This is a genomic window from Fodinibius sp., assembly GCF_034521915.1.
In the GTDB taxonomy this organism is placed as follows: domain Bacteria; phylum Bacteroidota; class Rhodothermia; order Balneolales; family Balneolaceae; genus Fodinibius.
On the sequence record NZ_JAXHLU010000004.1, the window covers coordinates 192,703 to 211,112 of the forward strand.

Here is an 18,410-nt window from a genome sequence, read left to right on the forward strand (position 1 = left end):
TTGTTCTAACCTGTTAGAGCTCAAAAGCTACGAGCTGACTGTTGCCACCGGGGGTAGTCACACGAAGCAATGCGACATCTTTGCCTCCTTCAACAAGTTGACTCATAGCCCGGTTGAATTCCCGGACATTGGAAATTTCCTGACGGTCAACTTCAGTAATAACAAAACCACGACGTAACCCTTGTTGATAGGCCTCGCTCTGTCGCGAAATTTGGGTAACAACAACACCGTCCTGGTTCTCACTGAGTTCCAGTTCTTGGGCTATACGTGGCGTAAGTTCCTCAACTTTAAAGCCAAGTTTCTTTTCAATATCGGGTTCGGATGAATTACCCGGCTGCATGGCAGTCATCATGTCTTCGGGTTGTTGTCCCAGTGTAACTGTGATAGTTTGTTTGTCTCCATCCCTAATGATACCAAGTTCTACTTCGGTGCCTGGGGGAGAGGTACCAATAGAAGTACGCAGCGAGCCCCAGCTTCGAACCGGTTCGCCATTAATTGTCTGAATAATATCATCTGCTTGAAGTCCAGCTTCTGCTGCAGGACCATCTTCGGGTACGCTTCCTACTATAATACCATAAGCTTCATCAAGGCCCAGAGCTTTTGCCATAGTAGCATCCACTTCACCGCCCATTTGAATACCAAGATATCCACGCACAACACTTCCATTTTCAATAATGGACTTCATTACATTTTTTGCAATGTCAATGGGTACGGCAAAGCCAATACCATCACTGCCGCCAGAACGTGAAGCAATGGCTGTATTAATGCCAATGAGTTCGCCATCCATGTCTACAAGGGCACCACCGGAATTTCCGGGATTAATGGCAGCATCGGTTTGTATAAAGTTTTCGTAGCCAGCTCCTTGTTCGATAATGCCAATTGAGCGGCCTTTGGCAGATACAATTCCCATGGATACGGAGTGTGCTAAGCTTGCCTGGAGTGGACTACCGATAGCTAATACCATTTCACCCACTCGTAGCTTTTCACTGTTTCCAAGTTTTACAACATTCAGGTCATTTAGCTCTTGCGCATCAATTTTCAGTACAGCTATATCAGTAAGTGGGTCAGTACCAATGACTTTGGCATCATATCTTTTGTCATTGAGAAGCTGTACTTCTACCTCACTGGCATTTTCTACAACGTGATTGTTTGTCAAGATATATCCTTTATCAGAAACAATAACACCAGAACCTTGTCCACGTCGCTGGTATTCCTGAGGTTGTTGACGCGGATTACCAAAAAATTGGCTCAGTGGATTTGGTCTCGCTTCTACCGTTTGTGTTACCTTAACTGTTACTACTGCCTGTTTTGTTTTGTCAGCGATATCAACAATGGCATCATTCAGTTCGCCAATGGTTTTGGATGGTGGTTTCTCTGATTGTTCAACTTTTTCATCAGAAGAGAACCCAGGCAGCGAAAGCACCGATGCATTGTTTGTCTGTAAATCAACGGTATAGAAACCGACAACCAATACAGCTACAAAAGCCCACAATAAATTAGATGAACGAATTTTTTCCATAATGAACTCAGTTTAGATCGAGATTAATAATTTTGAATTTCTGACAGATAAATAAACAATCGGGAATGGTAAATTATTGTGCATGCTGGCAGAAAAAGAAACGGGAGCTACGGTTCAAGGCAGCTCCCGCGGATTGGGAATCAATTATTAGCTGAGGTTAGCTAATTTCAATTTGTTTCTTCACTTTGTCTTCGCTCTTGTCAATGCTGATGTTCAGCAATCCATTTTCGTAGGTTGCTGAAATGCTTTCTTCATCAACATTATCCGGTAGTTGGAAAGAGCGTTCGAAAGAACCGTACTTCGTCTCGACGCGATGGTATGTTTTACCCTTTTCCTCATTCTCGAAACTACGCTCACCGCTAATGGCAAGGCGTCCGTTTTCCAGGCTGATGTCAATATCATCTTTTTTCATGCCTGGAAGTTCAGCAGATATTTGAAACTGTTCGTCAGTTTCAGAAATATCAATGCTGGGCACAAAATTGCCGCGCCGATCGTTAACAACATCATTGAAGAATTCATCCATGATGTCTGAAAAGTTCTTGTCTAATGCATTTCTGTTGGGGTTGGAATATCTCATTAAAGTCATAATAAACACCTCGTAAGTGAATTTTTATTGGAAATATTTGTTGAATCAAACTCACTTTTATAGCTGCAAGAGCTGTACCAACGGCCTTTAGAAAGCAAAAGTCTGCCATTCAGCCATAGGTAGGACGCGAAATTTTCAGAGGTGACAGCAGGTGAGAATAAAATGTCACTGTCCGATTGGTCAAACCGTCAGTTTCGCTGTATTTGTGACAGATGAAGGCAATGTATCAGTGAACAGTATACAGTTGAGTATTGCGGCGGTTTATTTTAGACTTAATCCTTGATATAAAAAGTAGAATTTGTCAGCCTGCTAACCCCACTACGCTAAAGCTTCGTAGGGCAAGCTTGAAACTGCCTGTTCTCCAAAGCGCTACGTCGCTAAAGCTATGAAGCGTCGGCACTCTTGCGCGTAGGAGAAATAACTGCTAACTGCCGTAACTTTGATTCCACTCCTTGGCGATAAGGAAAGCCATCTCTAAGCTCTGCTGATAATTAAGGCGCGGATCGCAATAGGTTTCATAGTTTTTATGGAGTTGTCCCTCGTGCAGACCGTTGGCACCGCCCAGACATTCGGTAACATTATCACCGGTAAGTTCCAGGTGTACCCCGCCCAGATAGCTGCCCAGATCGCGGTGAATGGCAAAAGTTTTGCGGATTTCAGAAATGATTGCATCAAAATTACGAGTTTTGACGTCATCATCCGTCTTGAACGTATTGCCGTGCATGGGATCGCAGCTCCATACCACCGGCATGCCCTCATGTTTAACATTTTTGATAAGATCGGGTAGCCCGTTTTCTACCTCGTCTTTTCCAAAGCGGGTAATAAGTACAATTTTTCCTTGTTCGTGGATTGGATTCAGGTGTTCAATCAATTTCAGGGTGTGGTCCAGATCATAGTTTGGGCCAATTTTTATGCCAATAGGATTGCGAATGCCCCGCAAGTATTCCACATGGGCGCCGTCCAGATCACGTGTTCTATTTCCAAGCCACACCATATGGGCACTTAGATTGTACCAGCCCTCTCGACGAGGAACCTGCTGTGTTTGGGCCGAATCGTAATATAAGTTCAATCCCTCGTGCGATGTGTAAATATTAATTTTTTGGGTCGTGCTAAATTCATTGGGCGTAATGGTCTCCATAAAGTTTACCGCTTTCTGGATGGAGTTCACCATCGCCTCGTACTCTTTGTAGTACTCGTTTTCTTTCATGAAGTCGAGTTCCCAGTATTCAGGGTGGTGCAGGTCTGCAAACCCTTCATCCGAGAGAGCACGTAAGAAGTTGAGCGTAAGCGCCGCCTTGTTATACCCCTCAATTAATCGTTTGGGATCTGGCTTGCGCGCTTCTTCAGTAGGAGTAATGCTATTGATTAAATCACCGCGGTAGTTGTGGATTTTTTCTCCGTCAACAATTTCGTAGTCTCGTGATCGGGGCTTTGCATATTGACCCGCGATACGTCCTACCCGAATAACAGAGGTCTCCATTTCGTGGATAAGGATAAAACTCATCTGCAGTAAAACCTTAAGCAGGTTCACGATTTTGGGGGACTTGCAATCCGCAAAACTCTCGGCACAATCGCCTCCTTGAAGCAAAAAGCTGTTGCCGGCACTAACATTGGCCAGCTTTTTCTTCAGGGCTTCCACTTCCCATGAAGTAATTAAGGGAGGATTACCTTGTAATTCATTATAGGCCTGCTCCAGTGCTGCCTGGTCCGGATATTTTGGAAGCTGCTTAACCGGAAATTGTTTCCAGGATTGGGGAGACCAGTCTTTGGGATTTGCTACTTCAGAAGCCACTGATTTTTTGGAATACATTAAATTCTTGAGCGATTATTTGTCCTTCTAGTAAAGCCCTAAGGTTACCGAAAATTACGGATAGGAGCAATCATCAGAAGTTATAGCATGTTAAAATGTTGCGACGTGTCAAAAACCATACTATTAGCTGATTGGTTCCATTGCAAAGACACCATTTTTATTAATATAGCCGTACTTTTCTCCCAGTTTAACCATGGCAAAACCACCCTTGTAACTCCAGGCGTTATCATAGATGGGATCCGCAATTAACTGGCCGCGTTCATTAATAAATCCATATTTGCCGTTTTGTTTGATTTTTGCTCTGCCCTCATGAAATGAAAAGGCCTTTTCGTAAGTCGGTTCAATGATTATTTCGCCTTGCCTGTTGATGTATCCATATTTTTTCTGTTCCAGATTTTCCTTGTCTATGGGCATGGCAATAACTGCTTTTCCCTCAGAGAAGGGTTCGGCTTCTAAAAATTTTGAATCTATGATAATGGCACCGTTTTTATTGATGTATCCCCACTGTTTATATCCCAGCTGTACAGGGGCTAGCCCCTCGGAAAATGATTTTGCCTGCTGATATTTCGCGGGTATCACCATTTCTCCTGAGGTATTGATGTATCCCCATTCCTTGTGTTCTGATGTCTGAACAAGCGCTAATCCTTCACTAAAAGGGACTGCCATTTCGAATTGGGGTTGGATTTCAAAATCCCCTTTTTGATTGATATATCCCCAGCTACTGCTTTTGTGCTGTTGTACGGGTGCCAGACCGTTACTGAAACTTCCTGCATTATGATATTGAGGCTCAACAAGGAAATCACCATCCCGGTTGATAAATCCGTATTGTCCGTGATCCAGAACCAAGGCTGTGCCATTTTTGAAGTTTTGGGCATAATCAAACTGCGGTTCGATGGCAATATTTCCCTGCTGGTCAATGTAGCCTATTGTTCCCAGAAAATTTATTGCTGATAGCCCCTCAGAAAAGGTGTAGGGCCATATTCTGTTGCTTACAAACTTGAACTGTGGATTAATTTCTTTGTCAAGGGTGCTGTTTAAAAAGCCTACTTGCTGATCTTCCAGATAGGGATACAGAAAATCATCCGTAGAGCCGGCCGGTTCGGATGATTTGCAAGATGTTAAGAAGAGGGCAATTCCGGCTACGATAATGGCTTTCCAAATTACTCTTGGCATAGTAAAACTGTGCTGATTGATCTTTTGGGGTTAACTATTGTGTTTTTTTTACCCTGATATGGAAGCTATGTTCCTATCATATCAGCTAGCCATCAGATTTGATAAGAGTCGGCGGGTATGGAGTCTGATTCTTCTTTTAAGCTTCTGTATATAACGGCGGTAGCCATGGTTGTCAGAGGATAGGTGAAAATAACCCCCACTCCCAACAGCAAGGCTCCGATCAGGTTTAGAAATACTACTGCAACTCCGAACACAAAGAGTTCCAGGAGAAGGTCTTGTGACAAATTAAAACTCTTCTGCAGGGCGGTAAATGAAGAATCACCGTTTTCGATGATAAAATAAGGGAAGAATTGAAATCGTATGGCAATCCAGATACCGGGAGCTATGAGTAAGAGTAATCCCACAGAAACGGCTAAACCGTATATGAAGCTGGCAACAAAATAGCTGAAAAAGATGCGAAAGTTGTTGAACATGTCGGCAACAGTCACATAGGCATCCTGCACCAGCAGCAGCATCAACTTGGTAAAGCCGAGGCTTAAGAAAATTTGCAGGGCAGTTAATAGAAAAGAAATGAATTGTGTTTTTAAGGTAGGGTTCTCAGGAGCCTGCATCATAAAATAGATTTGAGGGACAACGGCCAAAACGATAAAAGTGAGAACGGCTCCAACAATAAAGGAGGCATAGGATTTATACTGCTGAATACTAAACTTAAAAAGAGCTGCCAAATTGATAGAAAGCTGTTGCATAACTATTGAATGAAACGCCGATATTTTCCGTTATTTTCCCTGATTTCGATAGGGAAAATCAGTTTTAATTATAGGCTTCAAAAGATACGATTTATCCTTATCTTTTAAAGTTTTATTGAACTTCAAAACCTGAATTACCTTTGCGAGAAAATATAGTCATCCGCGGCGCCCGCGAACACAATCTGCAAAACTTAGACGTTAACATTCCCCGAGAGAAGCTCGTTGTAATGACCGGAATATCCGGATCGGGAAAATCGTCGCTGGCTTTTGATACCATTTATGCCGAAGGTCAGCGCCGATTTTTGGAATCGCTTTCTGCTTACGCTCGGCAGTTTTTAGGGATGATGGAGCGTCCCGAAGTTGATTTTATTGACGGACTTTCACCGGTTATCTCTATCGATCAGAAAACGACGAACAGAAATCCCCGCTCTACGGTTGGTACCGTTACTGAAATTTATGATTTCCTGCGGCTGCTTTATGCCCGCGTTGGTGTACCTTATTCCTGGAAATCGGGTAACAAGATGGAAAAGCAGACGGCTGATCAGGTGGTCTCTACGATTATGGATATGCCCGAAGGCACTAAAGCGTATTGCCTGGCGCCGGTGGTACGGGGACGAAAAGGGCATTATCGGGAGCTATTCGAACAAACGATGAAGCAGGGCTTTGTACAGGTGCGTGTGGATGGGGAATTCATAGACCTGGAAGAAGATATGAAAGTGGAACGCTATGAGAAGCACGATATTGAGGTCGTAGTTGATCGTTTCGTGATTAATGAAAAGAGTGAAAAACGCATCGCTGAAAGCGTGCGGCTGGCACTTGAGATGGCTGAGGGAAATGTGATTTTGGCTATTCCCAAAGAAGAGGATGGGGAGGTTGAATTTGAAGATCATCTGTATTCACAGAATCTTTTTGATCCCGAAAGCGGATTAGCATACGAAGATCCCGCTCCCAATATGTTTTCATTTAACTCTCCATATGGTGCCTGCCAGCATTGCGACGGGCTTGGCTATACCTACGATGTAAATCGGGATCTGGTGATACCCAATAAAGAACAAACTATTGAGGAAGGGGCCATTCGTTATTTGGGAGAACCCCGCGATATTTTTGCTTTTAAGCAGATTAAAGCGGTGCTCGATTCGGTGGGACTCGATTTTGAAACGCCGATCAAAGAGTTTACGGAAGAGCAAATGGATCTGCTTTTTGAGGGCGGCGGCAATACCAAGTATGATGTCAGTTACGATTTTCGTGATGATAATGTAACGTACAAGCACTCCTTTAAGGGATTGCGCGATATGATCTATGAAAAGTACGAGGAGAGCAATTCCAATAAACAGCGCGAAAAGGCCAAGGCGTTTATGAGTAAAATTGATTGTCCCGAATGTGGGGGTGGTCGGCTTAACAAGGAGGCACTTTCATATCGTATCGACGGCTATACGATTGATGAGCTAGTTCAGATGGATATTACTATGCTGCGAAATACGATTAACAATCTTGATCTTACCGAGCGGCAGCAGAAGATAGGCAGCCAGGTATTAAAAGAAGTGCGTGATCGCGTGGATTTTCTACTTAATGTTGGATTGGATTACCTGACCTTGGATCGCGAAGCACAGTCGCTAAGTGGAGGGGAAGCGCAACGTATTCGACTTGCAACACAAATAGGCACACAGCTGGTAGGCGTGCTTTATATCCTGGATGAGCCCAGCATTGGCCTCCATCAGCGGGATAATATTAAGCTGATTAATTCGCTTGAAACGCTGCGCGATCTGGGCAACAGCGTAATTGTGGTGGAACATGATCGCGAAACTATTGAAAAGGCTGATTATGTAATTGATATGGGGCCGGGAGCCGGCGAACACGGCGGAGAAATTGTGACTGAGGGCAGGCCCGAAGAGCTCGATCCCGATTCGATGACTGCTAAGTTTTTAAAGGATGAGGAAGTGATTCCCTATCCCGATGAGCGGCGCGAGGGAAATGGAAAATCAGTTCGGCTCGAAGGAGCGCGCGGGCACAACCTTAAAGAGGTGGATGTTGATATTCCACTTGGAAAATTTATTTGTGTTACCGGCGTAAGCGGTAGTGGTAAAAGTTCGCTCATCAATCAGACGTTGGAGCCTATCCTTTCGTCGGAGTTTTATAACTCGAAATCGGTGCCGCTCCCGTTTGATGAAGTGCATGGCATCGATAATCTGGATAAGATTATTTCAGTAGATCAGAGCCCCATCGGACGCACGCCCCGCTCAAATCCCGGGACTTACACCAAGGTTTTCGATCATATCCGAAAGCTTTTTGCGGAGCTGCCGGAGTCCAAAATTCGCGGTTACGACCAGGGACGATTTTCATTTAATGTAAAGGGCGGCCGTTGCGAAGCATGCAATGGCGACGGCGTTCGAAAAATTGAGATGAACTTTCTGCCGGATGTGTATGTGGATTGTGAAACATGCAACGGCAAACGCTATAATCGAGAAACGCTCGAAATTTATTACAAAGGCAAGAATATATCCGACGTGTTAAATATGTCGGTCAATGAAGCGCATGAGTTCTTTGATTCCGTGCCTGCTATCAATCGAATATTAGGAACACTCGTTGATGTTGGACTCGGCTATCTGCGACTGGGTCAGCCCAGTACTACGCTCTCCGGCGGTGAAGCACAGCGCATAAAACTTGCTCGCGAACTTGCCAAAGTAGGCACCGGCGATACATTATATATCTTGGATGAACCCACCACAGGCTTGCATTTCCAGGATGTTCGTATGCTGGTGGATGTGGTACAGCAGCTGGTGGATAAAGGAAATACCGTAATTATAATAGAGCATAATCTCGATCTCATTAAAGCAGCAGATTGGATTATCGACCTTGGTCCCGAAGGCGGTGATGAAGGTGGACAGATTATTGCTGAGGGAACGCCCGAAAAAGTAGCTCAGATGGAGGACAGTTATACGGGGCAATATCTGAAGGAAGAATTTGACCGCGAGGAGCAAAAAACGGTTACAGCCTCTTAGAAGTATATCGAAGAAAGGTTTTGGAGTTTTTATCCGCCAATATTTGCCAGGTTGAATTACTTTCGTCATTATAGCATATATCCTTCTAACAAAAATCGGAGGTTTATATGAGTTTTTTTGCAAAATGTTTATCAGTATGTGTTGTGCTAACTGTGTTAATAACAGTACTTTTTGAAAGTGTGTTATATTCACAGATGCCTCTTTCGAGCAATATTTTGTTTGCTTCGTTTGCCGCATTGATGATCACCATTTTTTATGGTTGGATTGACGATATGTTTTTTCGGAAACATCAACCGGGGCTGGAAGAGTAATTTTTGTGGAGTTAAAATTTCCCTGTAAGTTTTTTTAAGAACAGATGTTAGGAAAGCAGAAAAAGGTTTGTCCCGTTCTTACATTCTCCCTATTTTCTGCCACTGATGAATCGACTCCGCACATATATAATTCGTCTATCTGTAATTGCTGTGATTTGTACGGGCTTTGGCTTGTATATGGTGCAGCAAGTTCAGGTAAACCATTCTTCAAAGGTTTTTGCAAACTGGTTAAGTACAAAGGTAGAAGCTTCTGATGATGTTTCCTTGCAAAAAGAGTTGGAAGATCTTCGAAAGTCAGCCAATAGTTTAGATGAATTCGTAAAAGAAGCTTCTCAGTTTGTAAAAAGTAACAACGAAAGCTTTGGTTTTTCTTTTGCCGAATCAACAGCTTCAATGCACTTCTATCAGCTGTTGCTTATAGAATGGAGTCAAATTCAAACCGGTAATGCAATGGCCGGGATTCCCATTCCGTCAGTTACAAAAGCTTTCTTTTCTATTGTATTGGATCAAAAGGGAGCAATAGGATCAGCTGCTGGCCTGTCGCTCATTTCTGAATATTTGTGGTGTGTTGAGAGTTATAGGCTGGACTTTGACGAATATTTTGTTACGGCAATGCAACCAATGACGGAAGGCATTGCCATTGGAGCACCATAGGTGAAGTAGGAATATTCTATTAATCTAGGTCTCTGTAAACGAATTTCTATTCTTAATTTTTAAAATGAATTATTATGAAAGGTAATGGAACTAAAATAGGATTTATTGTCGCCTTTCTGGCACTTACCATCTATTATTTGTGGCCGACGGTAGTACATACGTTGGAGCAGAATTATATTGAGGATTTGCCGGAAGCAGAGCGCGCTGAGTACGTTGAGGAAAATGCACAGCGCCTGCAAGAATTACGTCAGAATTCACTGTCGCTGGGGCTTGACCTGCAGGGCGGTATGCACGTTACATTGGAAGTTGGGACCTCGCAATTCCTAAAAGAACTGGCGGGTGATAATATTGATTCAACACTGACCAATGTTATTAACGATGCAAAGCAACGTGCTTCTTCAAATGATACTGATTTTATTAATGAGATGGTTCAACTGTTTGAAGAGCGTTATCCCGATGGACGGTTGAGTCGTTATTACCGCTCTGATACCGAAAATATCACGCGTCGATCAACAAACGAAGAAATTCAGAGTTATTTAGAAAAGCAGCGAAATTCTGCAGTAGATCGGGCGATGGAAATTATTCGCTCGCGTGTTGACCGGTACGGTGTAACCGAACCGGCTATATTTAAGCAGGGTAATAACCGCGTAGTGGTTGAGCTTCCGGGCGTTTCAAATAAACAGCGTATTCGTGATCTTTTGAAAGGAACAGCTCGTCTAGAGTTTCGATTAGTGGCACAACCAGATCAGATTAGTAGTGCAAAAGATCGTATCGTAAATTATTATGATCAGGTTTCTTCGGATACTTCAGATACCGTAGAACAGGGTGCAGTCCAGAATCCGCTGCTTGAAGTTTTAAATCCACGCGGCCGCAATCCTTATTCTTTTGGATACTCTACTGGTAGAGATACTGCTCGCGTAAATGAACTATTGCAGCGTCCTGAAGTGCAGGAGTTGATGCCTCGAAATGTTGAGTTAATGTGGGGGGCTTCTCCTTTTACAGAAACCGATCAGGGACAAGAACTTTATGAACTTATCGGGGTTCGTTCCGAAATTGAGCTAACAGGAGATGTTATTTCTGAGGCTAGTGTTAATTTCGATCAGGCGACTAATCAGCCTCGTGTATCAATGAATATGAACGCCGAAGGTGCCCGTCGTTGGGCACGAATTACCGGAGCTAATATCGGTAAACCCATTGCAATTGTTCTTGATGGCTACGTGTACTCCTATCCCAATGTAGAGACTAAAATTTCTAATGGTCGGTCTTCTATTTCCGGATTGGAAAGCGTGCAAGAGGCTGAAGATCTTGTTAATATCTTACTCTCTGGTGCGCTACCTGCTCCGCTTGAAATTGTAGAGGAGCGTACGGTTGGGGCTACCCTTGGTGAAGATTCCATTCAGGCAGGATTTTATTCCACAATTATTGGATTAATAATTGTTGCTATATTTATGATGGTCTATTATCGGACCGGTGGAGCTATAGCCGACCTTGCATTGTTGCTAAATATCATTTTTATACTGGGTATTTTAGCGGCCTTTAAAGCGACACTTACATTACCCGGTATCGCCGGTATTGTGCTTACTATTGGTATGGCCGTTGATGCCAACGTGCTAATTTTTGACAGGATCAGAGAGGAGCAGCGATCCGGAAAAACAATCCGTGCCGCTATTGAGGGCGGTTATTCCAACGCTATGAGTGCTATTATGGATGCCAATATTACCACATTCTTTGTAGGTATCATTCTTTATAGTTTTGGCGTTGGGCCTATCAAAGGGTTCGCAGTTACGCTGATGGCCGGTATTGTGGCATCATTGTTTAGCGCAATTGTGATTACCCGCGTTATTGTGGATTACCTGACACGGGACAAATCCGCGGAAATAAGCTTCGGTTAATAACAAAGAAATTCAATATTTATAAAAAGGGACTTTAATTATGAGATGGTTTGAAAATCCTGATTTTAACTTTCTAAAAGGTCACAAGATTGCCTATTACGTTTCCGGTATTTTGCTTGTGGCTTCAATTTTTGGAATCCTAACTAAAGGGTTACAATACGGTATTGACTTTAAGGGTGGTAAGGAGTTTGTTCTTGAATTTGAGCAGCCGGTAGAAGTAACTGAAATCCGTTCAGCACTCACAGAACCACTGGACGGCACGCCGGTCGTAAAACTTTTTGGATCTCCGCAAGAAGTATTGATCCGAACGGATAATCCGAAAGATATTTCGGAGGTACAGAAATTAATTACGAATGCAATGTCTGAGTTGTATCCCGATAATCCTTCAACGGTTATTAAGACCTATATTGTGGGGGCACGCTTTGCCGAGGATCTGAAACGAGGGGCGTTAAATGCGATTATATTTGCCCTCATCGTGATCTTTATCTATATCCTGATCCGCTTTAAAGACTGGACCTATTCTGCTGGCGCGGTGGCAGCATTATTTCACGATGTATTAATTGTGGTAGGAGTATTTACCTTCCTTGCTGATGTTGTACCGTTTAGTTTACAAATGGATCAGTCGATAATTGCCGCCTTTTTAACGATTGTCGGTTATTCACTAAACGATACGGTGGTCGTGTTCGACCGCATTAGGGAAAATAGCCTGCTGTATAAAACGATGGATCATGATGAGATGGTTAACAGAAGTTTAAACGATACGCTAAGTCGTACCGTAATTACCTCTGTGACTACCTTTTTTGTGGTAACCATTCTATTTATATTTGGCGGTGAAGTGCTCAAAGGCTTTTCCTTTGCACTGATGCTTGGTGTCATTATTGGTACTTACAGCTCGTTGTTCATAGCAAGTTCAGCGGTTGTGGAAATTGAGCGCTATAAAGAAAAAGCTTAACTATTATATTAACTCCTAACACTAACCAGCGGGGAGCAAACAAATGAAATTTAATGTATCAGAACGATATAATTGTGTTGTAATTGAATTTAAGGGTAATGTGATGGGTGGTCCTGATGCCGTTAAACTAAACGAAAAGCTTCACGAGCTGATCGAGGAGGACCGAACGAATGTTGTAGCCGATTTGAGCAAAGTTAAGTTTATGAACTCCTCGGGCTTGGGGATGTTAATTGGCGGACTTACAACGATGCGTAAAGCAGGCGGTGACTTACGTATCGCAAATGCCACGGACAAAATCGAAAGTCTTCTGGTTGTTACCAAGTTGATTACGGTCTTTAAGCACTTTAAGTCGCTTGAAGAAGCAGTTAAATCATACGGCAATTCCAAAGAGGAAGAGTAATATATTTTAAGTTTAATTTAGAAAAGGGGTGAAAGTTCACCCCTTTTTTTATGTCAAATTGATATTATGGCCATTCGTGTTGTTGTAGGAGCCCAGTGGGGCGATGAGGGAAAAGGAAAAATTGTAGATTTGCTTAGCAAAGATGCCGATTACGTTGTTCGGTATCAGGGAGGTGCTAATGCGGGACATACCATTAAGTTTGATGACAAAAAGATTGTGTTGCATCTCATTCCATCTGGTATTTTCAATGGAGATGCAACCTGCATAATCGGTAATGGAGTCGTAATAGACCCATTCGCATTACTTGAAGAGATCAAAGAAGTGGAAGCTATTGGAGGCGATATTAAAAATCGGCTAAAGATCAGCAGTTCCGCTCATGTAATACTACCGTATCACCAGCTGCTTGATCAGGTTAAGGAAGAGCACCGTGGTGACGATGCCATTGGTACTACCGGACGAGGTATTGGTCCGGCCTATGTGAGCAAAGTATCGCGAGTGGGCATTCGCATGTCAGATCTTGCCCATCCCAAGGCACTACGCAAAAAGGTGCAAGATAATATCGTGGATATTAACGAGGCTTTACAGCATGTGTATAAACACGATCCTATTGAGGCTGAGCCTATTATTGAGGATCTAATGGAAGCTGCCGATACATTGCAGCCGTATATTTCCAACACTTCTGCCTTGCTGCATGATGCTATAGAAAAAGGCGATGAAATTTTGCTGGAAGGTGCCCAGGGGAGTTTGCTGGATGTTGATCATGGCACTTATCCGTTTGTGACTTCTTCCTGTCCCACATCAGGCGGAGCATGTACCGGTTCAGCCATTCCACCTACAGCTATTAACAAAGTGATGGGTATTACCAAAGCGTATTGTACCCGTGTTGGTAATGGGCCGTTTCCAACTGAATTGACTAATGATGCCGGTGAAAAATTGCGTGAAGCGGGGCAGGAATTTGGAGCTACTACGGGACGTCCCCGCCGCTGCGGCTGGATTGATCTGGTTGCTCTCAAATATGCGGTTCGTCTAAATGGAATGAATGAGATTACGCTAACCAAGCTCGATATTCTGGATGATTTTGAAGAGATCAAACTGTGTACTTCTTATCGTATAGATGGGGAAGAAACTGATGTTTTTCCGCTCGATCTACCTGATATTGATAATATCGAGCCCGTGTATAAGACCATGCCCGGCTGGAACGAGTCCCTGGATAACTGTGATACCGTTGGGGAATTCCCGAAAGAAGCAAAAGAATATTTACAATTTATAGAAGATTATTTGGGGATAGAGCTTACTATTTTATCCAAAGGACCCAAGCGATCAGAGACTATTGTTCTTTAGGTTTGTTGTCCTAAAAGTTTTGTAGAAAATGACTAATTGTTCTTGATATATATAGGGTGAATACCTTATATTTGGGACTCTTTGAAAAGCGGGAATCCTTGTGTGACAAATTTAGTGAGGCCCTAGTCTTTAAAAGCATTTTGAAGAATTTGACGTATAAGCGGGAGTAGCTCAGCGGTAGAGCATCTCGTTGCCAACGAGAAGGTCGCCGGTTCGACTCCGGTCTCCCGCTCAACTACGCTCATGTGAGCTTCGTTGAGCGGACTCAATTTTAAAGCTCTTGCAGTTATCTGCAGGAGCTTTTTTATTTTTAGTATGTTTTATACCTACATATTATATAGCGAATCACTTGATCAATATTATACGGGTTATACCTCTGTAGGTGTTAAAGAACGTCTGAGGAAGCATAACAAGGGAGGAAATAGATCTACGAAATCAGGTATCCCCTGGAAGATAGTCTATGTTAAAAGTTTTGCTACGAAGACCGAGGCCATCAAATGGGAAAATTTTATTAAACGGCAAAAGAGCAGCGTATTTATCGAAAAGCTTATGGAATCCGATGGAAATGAGTGGGAATAGTTAGTCGCAGAATATCTCGTTGCCAACGGAGAAGGGCGTCCCGATGCTTCGGGATCTCCCGCTCAACTACGCTCATGTGAGCATTCGTTGAGCGGACTCAATTTTAAAGCTCTTGCAGTTATCTGCAGGAGCTTTTTTTATTTTGAATAGTAACTTACAGCTTATCGGTTACATTTTAATCTGAGTACCCACTTCTACCACACGATCAGCCGGTAGATTAAAGTAGGCTGTTGCCCGCTGTTCATTTCTGATCATAATGCTAAATAGCCAGTCTCTCCATTTGGACATAGCTGAATATCTTTTGTCGGTAGGTAGGATTTTCTCTTTACCAAGGAAGAATGTGGTCTCTTCCATATTGAATGAAATTTTGTAATCTTCCCGACTTATTTTATTCAAGGATTTCGGAATATCCACATTTTCAGCAAATCCGCTTTTTATTATTATTCTAAAAAATTTACCTGAAAGTTTTTCAACCGTAATTTTTTCTTCTTCTGGAACATAAGGTTGCTCGTTGGTATGTTCGACACTGAGTAGGACAATGTTTTTATGCAGTACCTTATTGAATTTAATATTGTTCAACAGGGCAGGAGGGGTACCTTTGGGATTCGAGTACATATATATTGCCGTTCCTGTCACTTCTTTAATATTTTCCTCCTTGGTATCAGCGTATTCTACTATATTATCAATAAAATCTTGTAGCGGAAGTTCGCTGCTTTTGAGATGTTCGGCCAAGATAGTTCGGCCTTTTTTCCAGGTTGTCATCAAAGTAAATACGACAGCAGCTATCACCAGAGGGAACCAACCACCATCGGGAACCTTTATGATATTTGCCCCCCAGAAGGCAAGATCGATGATTAGGAATAGCGCTGTAATGCCGATGGTCGTGGCTATTGACCAATTCCATCGAACAATAAGTACAACCGCAAAGAGCAATGTCGTGAAAACCATATCTGTGGTCACTCCCACACCGTAAGCTGCGGCAAGATTACTGGAGGATCCGAAACCAAGAACAAGGCCGATACAGGCAATCATTAGGGTCCAGTTAATTGCAGGGAGATAAACTTGTCCAACTTCTTCGGCTGAGGTCTGTTTAATTTTCATACGAGGTACATAACCCAATTGTATGGCTTGTCTGGTAAGTGAAAAAGCCCCGGATATTACAGCCTGGGAAGCGATAATAGTAGCGGCTGTTGCAATAATAACTATGGGATAAAGCGCCCAATCAGGACCCATCAAGAAAAAAGGATTGTGCACTGCTTCCGGATGTTGTAAAAGCAATGCACCCTGGCCAAAATAATTCAAAAGAAGTGAGGGTAAAACGATTCCAAACCAAGTTAGCCGGATGGGTAGGAGACCGAAATGGCCGATATCGGCATATAGGGCTTCACCTCCGGTTACTACAAGAAAAACGGATCCCAATACAAGAAAGCCGGAAGTTCCATTACGGAGAAAGAACTCTAAACCATAAGCTGGATTAAGCGCGCGAAATACTTCAGGGGATAATAATATTTGACTAATTCCTAATGCTGCTAGTGTAAGGAACCAAATAGTGGTGATAGGACCGAACACTTTGCCAATACCAGCCGTACCGTGACTTTGCACAAGAAAGAGTCCAATCAGAATTCCAAGCGTTATCGGAATGATATAGGGTTCGAATATGGGAGTCGCGACCTGTAACCCTTCTATGGCACTAAGGACTGAAATAGCAGGGGTAATCATGCTGTCTCCATAGAGAAGTGCAGCTCCGAAAAGTCCTGTCAGTACTAGCCAATGTCTATACCTCTTGTTAGACTTTTTGGGCGTAATGAGTGCTGTTAAAGCGATAATACCACCTTCGCCTTTATTGTCTGCCCGTAAGATAAAAGCGAGATATTTTATAGAGATTACCAAAATAAGTGCCCAGAAGATAAGTGAAAGCACTCCCAAAATATTAGCTGAAGAGGTGGCTATGCCATAATCTTCATGAAAACTTTCTCTAAAAGCGTATAGTGGACTTGTACCAATATCACCGAAAACAATACCTATTGCAGCCAGTGAAAGTCCTGCAATTTGTTTAACTCCCTTTTGCTCTTCATCTGATTTATTATGTGACATCGATCAATCTATTTTAATAAAAGCTTTTTGTGTAAGTACGTTTTTATTTGAATAGAAACAAGACTTTACAGTAATTGAAGTGTTATTAATACTATTTCGTTTGTGTTGAGTAAACATTTATAGTCGATACTTCGCTATGTAAAGAATACATACATGGATTGATGAGCCTTATGATTATTCCCTCCTGTTTTTAATCAAAAAAATAAGTTTTCATACTTAAAACTTTTCTCTTTCTTAGAAGAGGTCATGTAAAACCTGATGTCATTTCGAATCCCGATTTACCGGGATGAGAAATCTATGTTTAAGAAATATTTGCCATTTAAACACTCATAACAAAGATCTCTCTCTGACGGTCGTGATGATAGTTTGAGATTTAGAGGGTTTTCGAAGGTCTTTGAACCTTGTTCAAGAAATAATAAACGATTATGGAAATTTTATACAGCCGCTTTGAAGAACTTTTTGAACAATTTTTGGAAAAGCTTCCCGAACTCCTTTTTGCTTTAATAGTTCTTATTCTTTTTCACTTCTTGGCAAGAGGTGGCCGAAAGATTTACAAAAATCTATTGGATAAAACCCCTCTGACATCGTCGAATATAAATTTCTTCGGGAAGTTAATTTATGTTTTCATTTTTCTTATCGGAATTCTTATAGCGCTCAATATTTTGGGATTATCGGGCATCGCAACCAGTATTTTAGCCAGCGGTGGTATTACTGCTGTTATTTTGGGTTTTGCTTTTAAAGATATTGGCGAAAATTTTCTGGCGGGATTCTTTATGGCTTTTAGTCGTCCTTTTACCAATGGTGATCTCATAGAGACTGAGGGAGTCGTCGGTCGGGTACAGAATATTGAATTACGGCACACCCATGTTCGCATGGCCAATGGATGCGATGTGTTTGTACCGAGTTCGCAGCTGCTTGCAAAGCCGTTGTATAATTATACGCGGGATGGACTCAGGCGTGGATCATTTTCGATTGGGATTGATTATCGAGATGATGCCCAAAAAGCCTGTCAAATCCTTTTGGAGGTAATAAAGGCAAATGAACAAGCTATTGATAAACCTGAGCCAATGGTACAAACCACGGGCTTTACCCCAAACTTTGTAGAATTAACCGGTTACTTCTGGATTAAAGTGGATGTTACCAAACAAGAGATTTTTCTGGCAAATATTAAGTCCGAGCTGATGGATGAGGCCCGAGAGGCATTAGTTCAAAACGACTTCACGTTTAGTTCCGAAGTTACTACTGCGGTAGATATGAGCGAAGTTAATGTCAGGCTGGATGATACTTCTAAACCACCAAAATAATTAATCATTCGGTTCCACATACTGCGCTATTTTTATTAAATTCCTAATCA

14 protein-coding genes and 1 tRNA gene are annotated in these 18,410 nt (G+C 42.4%); 9 read left to right on the forward strand and 6 right to left on the reverse strand.

Features of this window, described 5'->3' with window-relative positions; all coding sequences use genetic code 11:
* Positions 1–13 precede the first annotated feature (13 nt).
* From U5J89_RS03455 to U5J89_RS03475, 5 genes are all read right to left on the reverse strand, one after another.
* On the reverse strand, positions 14–1,519 hold the full coding sequence (locus tag U5J89_RS03455; RefSeq protein WP_322574212.1) for a Do family serine endopeptidase: 1,506 nt from the start codon (positions 1,517–1,519) through the stop codon (positions 14–16).
* 157 nt (positions 1,520–1,676) lie between these two features.
* Positions 1,677–2,096 (reverse strand): Hsp20/alpha crystallin family protein, encoded by a 420-nt coding sequence (locus tag U5J89_RS03460; RefSeq protein WP_322574213.1) that lies wholly within the window; start codon positions 2,094–2,096, stop codon positions 1,677–1,679.
* Positions 2,097–2,529: 433 nt separating this feature from the next.
* A complete protein-coding gene (locus U5J89_RS03465) occupies positions 2,530–3,915 on the reverse strand; it encodes a 3-deoxy-7-phosphoheptulonate synthase class II (RefSeq protein WP_322574214.1) in 1,386 nt (461 codons plus the stop codon).
* Between the two features lie 123 nt (positions 3,916–4,038).
* Positions 4,039–5,088 carry a WG repeat-containing protein gene (locus tag U5J89_RS03470; RefSeq protein WP_322574215.1) on the reverse strand — a complete coding sequence of 350 codons (1,050 nt, stop codon included), beginning with the start codon at positions 5,086–5,088 and terminating at the stop codon, positions 4,039–4,041.
* Positions 5,089–5,180: 92 nt separating this feature from the next.
* Positions 5,181–5,834, reverse strand: a complete 654-nt coding sequence (locus U5J89_RS03475; protein WP_322574216.1) for a hypothetical protein — start codon at positions 5,832–5,834, stop codon at positions 5,181–5,183.
* Positions 5,835–5,974: 140 nt separating this feature from the next.
* Here U5J89_RS03475 and uvrA point away from each other — a divergent pair, with 140 nt between their 5' ends.
* From uvrA to U5J89_RS03515, 8 genes are all read left to right on the forward strand, one after another.
* A complete protein-coding gene (gene uvrA / locus U5J89_RS03480) occupies positions 5,975–8,833 on the forward strand; it encodes an excinuclease ABC subunit UvrA (RefSeq protein ID WP_322574217.1) in 2,859 nt (952 codons plus the stop codon).
* A gap of 416 nt (positions 8,834–9,249) precedes the next feature.
* Complete coding sequence (locus U5J89_RS03485) at positions 9,250–9,798, forward strand: hypothetical protein (RefSeq protein WP_322574218.1); 549 nt, start codon at positions 9,250–9,252, stop codon at positions 9,796–9,798.
* Between the two features lie 74 nt (positions 9,799–9,872).
* Positions 9,873–11,690, forward strand: a complete 1,818-nt coding sequence (gene secD, locus U5J89_RS03490) for a protein translocase subunit SecD (RefSeq protein ID WP_322574219.1) — start codon at positions 9,873–9,875, stop codon at positions 11,688–11,690.
* 40 nt (positions 11,691–11,730) lie between these two features.
* Positions 11,731–12,642, forward strand: coding sequence for a protein translocase subunit SecF (gene secF, locus U5J89_RS03495; RefSeq protein ID WP_322574220.1), 912 nt, complete (start codon positions 11,731–11,733; stop codon positions 12,640–12,642).
* A 43-nt stretch (positions 12,643–12,685) separates the two neighbouring features.
* Complete coding sequence (locus tag U5J89_RS03500) at positions 12,686–13,042, forward strand: STAS domain-containing protein (RefSeq protein WP_322574221.1); 357 nt, start codon at positions 12,686–12,688, stop codon at positions 13,040–13,042.
* Positions 13,043–13,108: 66 nt separating this feature from the next.
* Positions 13,109–14,383 (forward strand): adenylosuccinate synthase, encoded by a 1,275-nt coding sequence (locus U5J89_RS03505; RefSeq protein WP_322574222.1) that lies wholly within the window; start codon positions 13,109–13,111, stop codon positions 14,381–14,383.
* A 160-nt stretch (positions 14,384–14,543) separates the two neighbouring features.
* Positions 14,544–14,615: transfer RNA gene (locus tag U5J89_RS03510), tRNA-Gly, on the forward strand.
* Between the two features lie 83 nt (positions 14,616–14,698).
* On the forward strand, positions 14,699–14,962 hold the full coding sequence (locus U5J89_RS03515) for a GIY-YIG nuclease family protein (protein ID WP_322574223.1): 264 nt from the start codon (positions 14,699–14,701) through the stop codon (positions 14,960–14,962).
* A 168-nt stretch (positions 14,963–15,130) separates the two neighbouring features.
* On the opposite strand, the gene U5J89_RS03520 is transcribed toward U5J89_RS03515, so the two are convergent.
* Positions 15,131–17,056, reverse strand: a complete 1,926-nt coding sequence (locus U5J89_RS03520) for a potassium transporter Kup (RefSeq protein WP_322574224.1) — start codon at positions 17,054–17,056, stop codon at positions 15,131–15,133.
* Between the two features lie 425 nt (positions 17,057–17,481).
* On the opposite strand from U5J89_RS03520, the gene U5J89_RS03525 reads away from it, so the two are divergent.
* A complete protein-coding gene (locus tag U5J89_RS03525; RefSeq protein WP_322574225.1) occupies positions 17,482–18,360 on the forward strand; it encodes a mechanosensitive ion channel family protein in 879 nt (292 codons plus the stop codon).
* Positions 18,361–18,410: the final 50 nt, after the last annotated feature.

What these genes read in the sequence shown, in the direction of transcription:
- secF (WP_322574220.1), top strand. Translation starts at nt 11,731, where the DNA reads ATGAGATGGTTTGAAAATCCTGATTTTAACTTTCTAAAAGGTCACAAG.
- U5J89_RS03455 (WP_322574212.1), bottom strand. Translation starts at nt 1,519, where the DNA reads ATGGAAAAAATTCGTTCATCTAATTTATTGTGGGCTTTTGTAGCTGTA.
- U5J89_RS03460 (WP_322574213.1), bottom strand. Translation starts at nt 2,096, where the DNA reads ATGAGATATTCCAACCCCAACAGAAATGCATTAGACAAGAACTTTTCA.
- secD (WP_322574219.1), top strand. Translation starts at nt 9,873, where the DNA reads ATGAAAGGTAATGGAACTAAAATAGGATTTATTGTCGCCTTTCTGGCA.
- U5J89_RS03500 (WP_322574221.1), top strand. Translation starts at nt 12,686, where the DNA reads ATGAAATTTAATGTATCAGAACGATATAATTGTGTTGTAATTGAATTT.
- U5J89_RS03515 (WP_322574223.1), top strand. Translation starts at nt 14,699, where the DNA reads ATGTTTTATACCTACATATTATATAGCGAATCACTTGATCAATATTAT.
- U5J89_RS03465 (WP_322574214.1), bottom strand. Translation starts at nt 3,915, where the DNA reads ATGTATTCCAAAAAATCAGTGGCTTCTGAAGTAGCAAATCCCAAAGAC.
- U5J89_RS03485 (WP_322574218.1), top strand. Translation starts at nt 9,250, where the DNA reads ATGAATCGACTCCGCACATATATAATTCGTCTATCTGTAATTGCTGTG.
- U5J89_RS03525 (WP_322574225.1), top strand. Translation starts at nt 17,482, where the DNA reads ATGGAAATTTTATACAGCCGCTTTGAAGAACTTTTTGAACAATTTTTG.
- U5J89_RS03470 (WP_322574215.1), bottom strand. Translation starts at nt 5,088, where the DNA reads ATGCCAAGAGTAATTTGGAAAGCCATTATCGTAGCCGGAATTGCCCTC.
- U5J89_RS03475 (WP_322574216.1), bottom strand. Translation starts at nt 5,834, where the DNA reads ATGCAACAGCTTTCTATCAATTTGGCAGCTCTTTTTAAGTTTAGTATT.
- U5J89_RS03505 (WP_322574222.1), top strand. Translation starts at nt 13,109, where the DNA reads ATGGCCATTCGTGTTGTTGTAGGAGCCCAGTGGGGCGATGAGGGAAAA.
- U5J89_RS03520 (WP_322574224.1), bottom strand. Translation starts at nt 17,056, where the DNA reads ATGTCACATAATAAATCAGATGAAGAGCAAAAGGGAGTTAAACAAATT.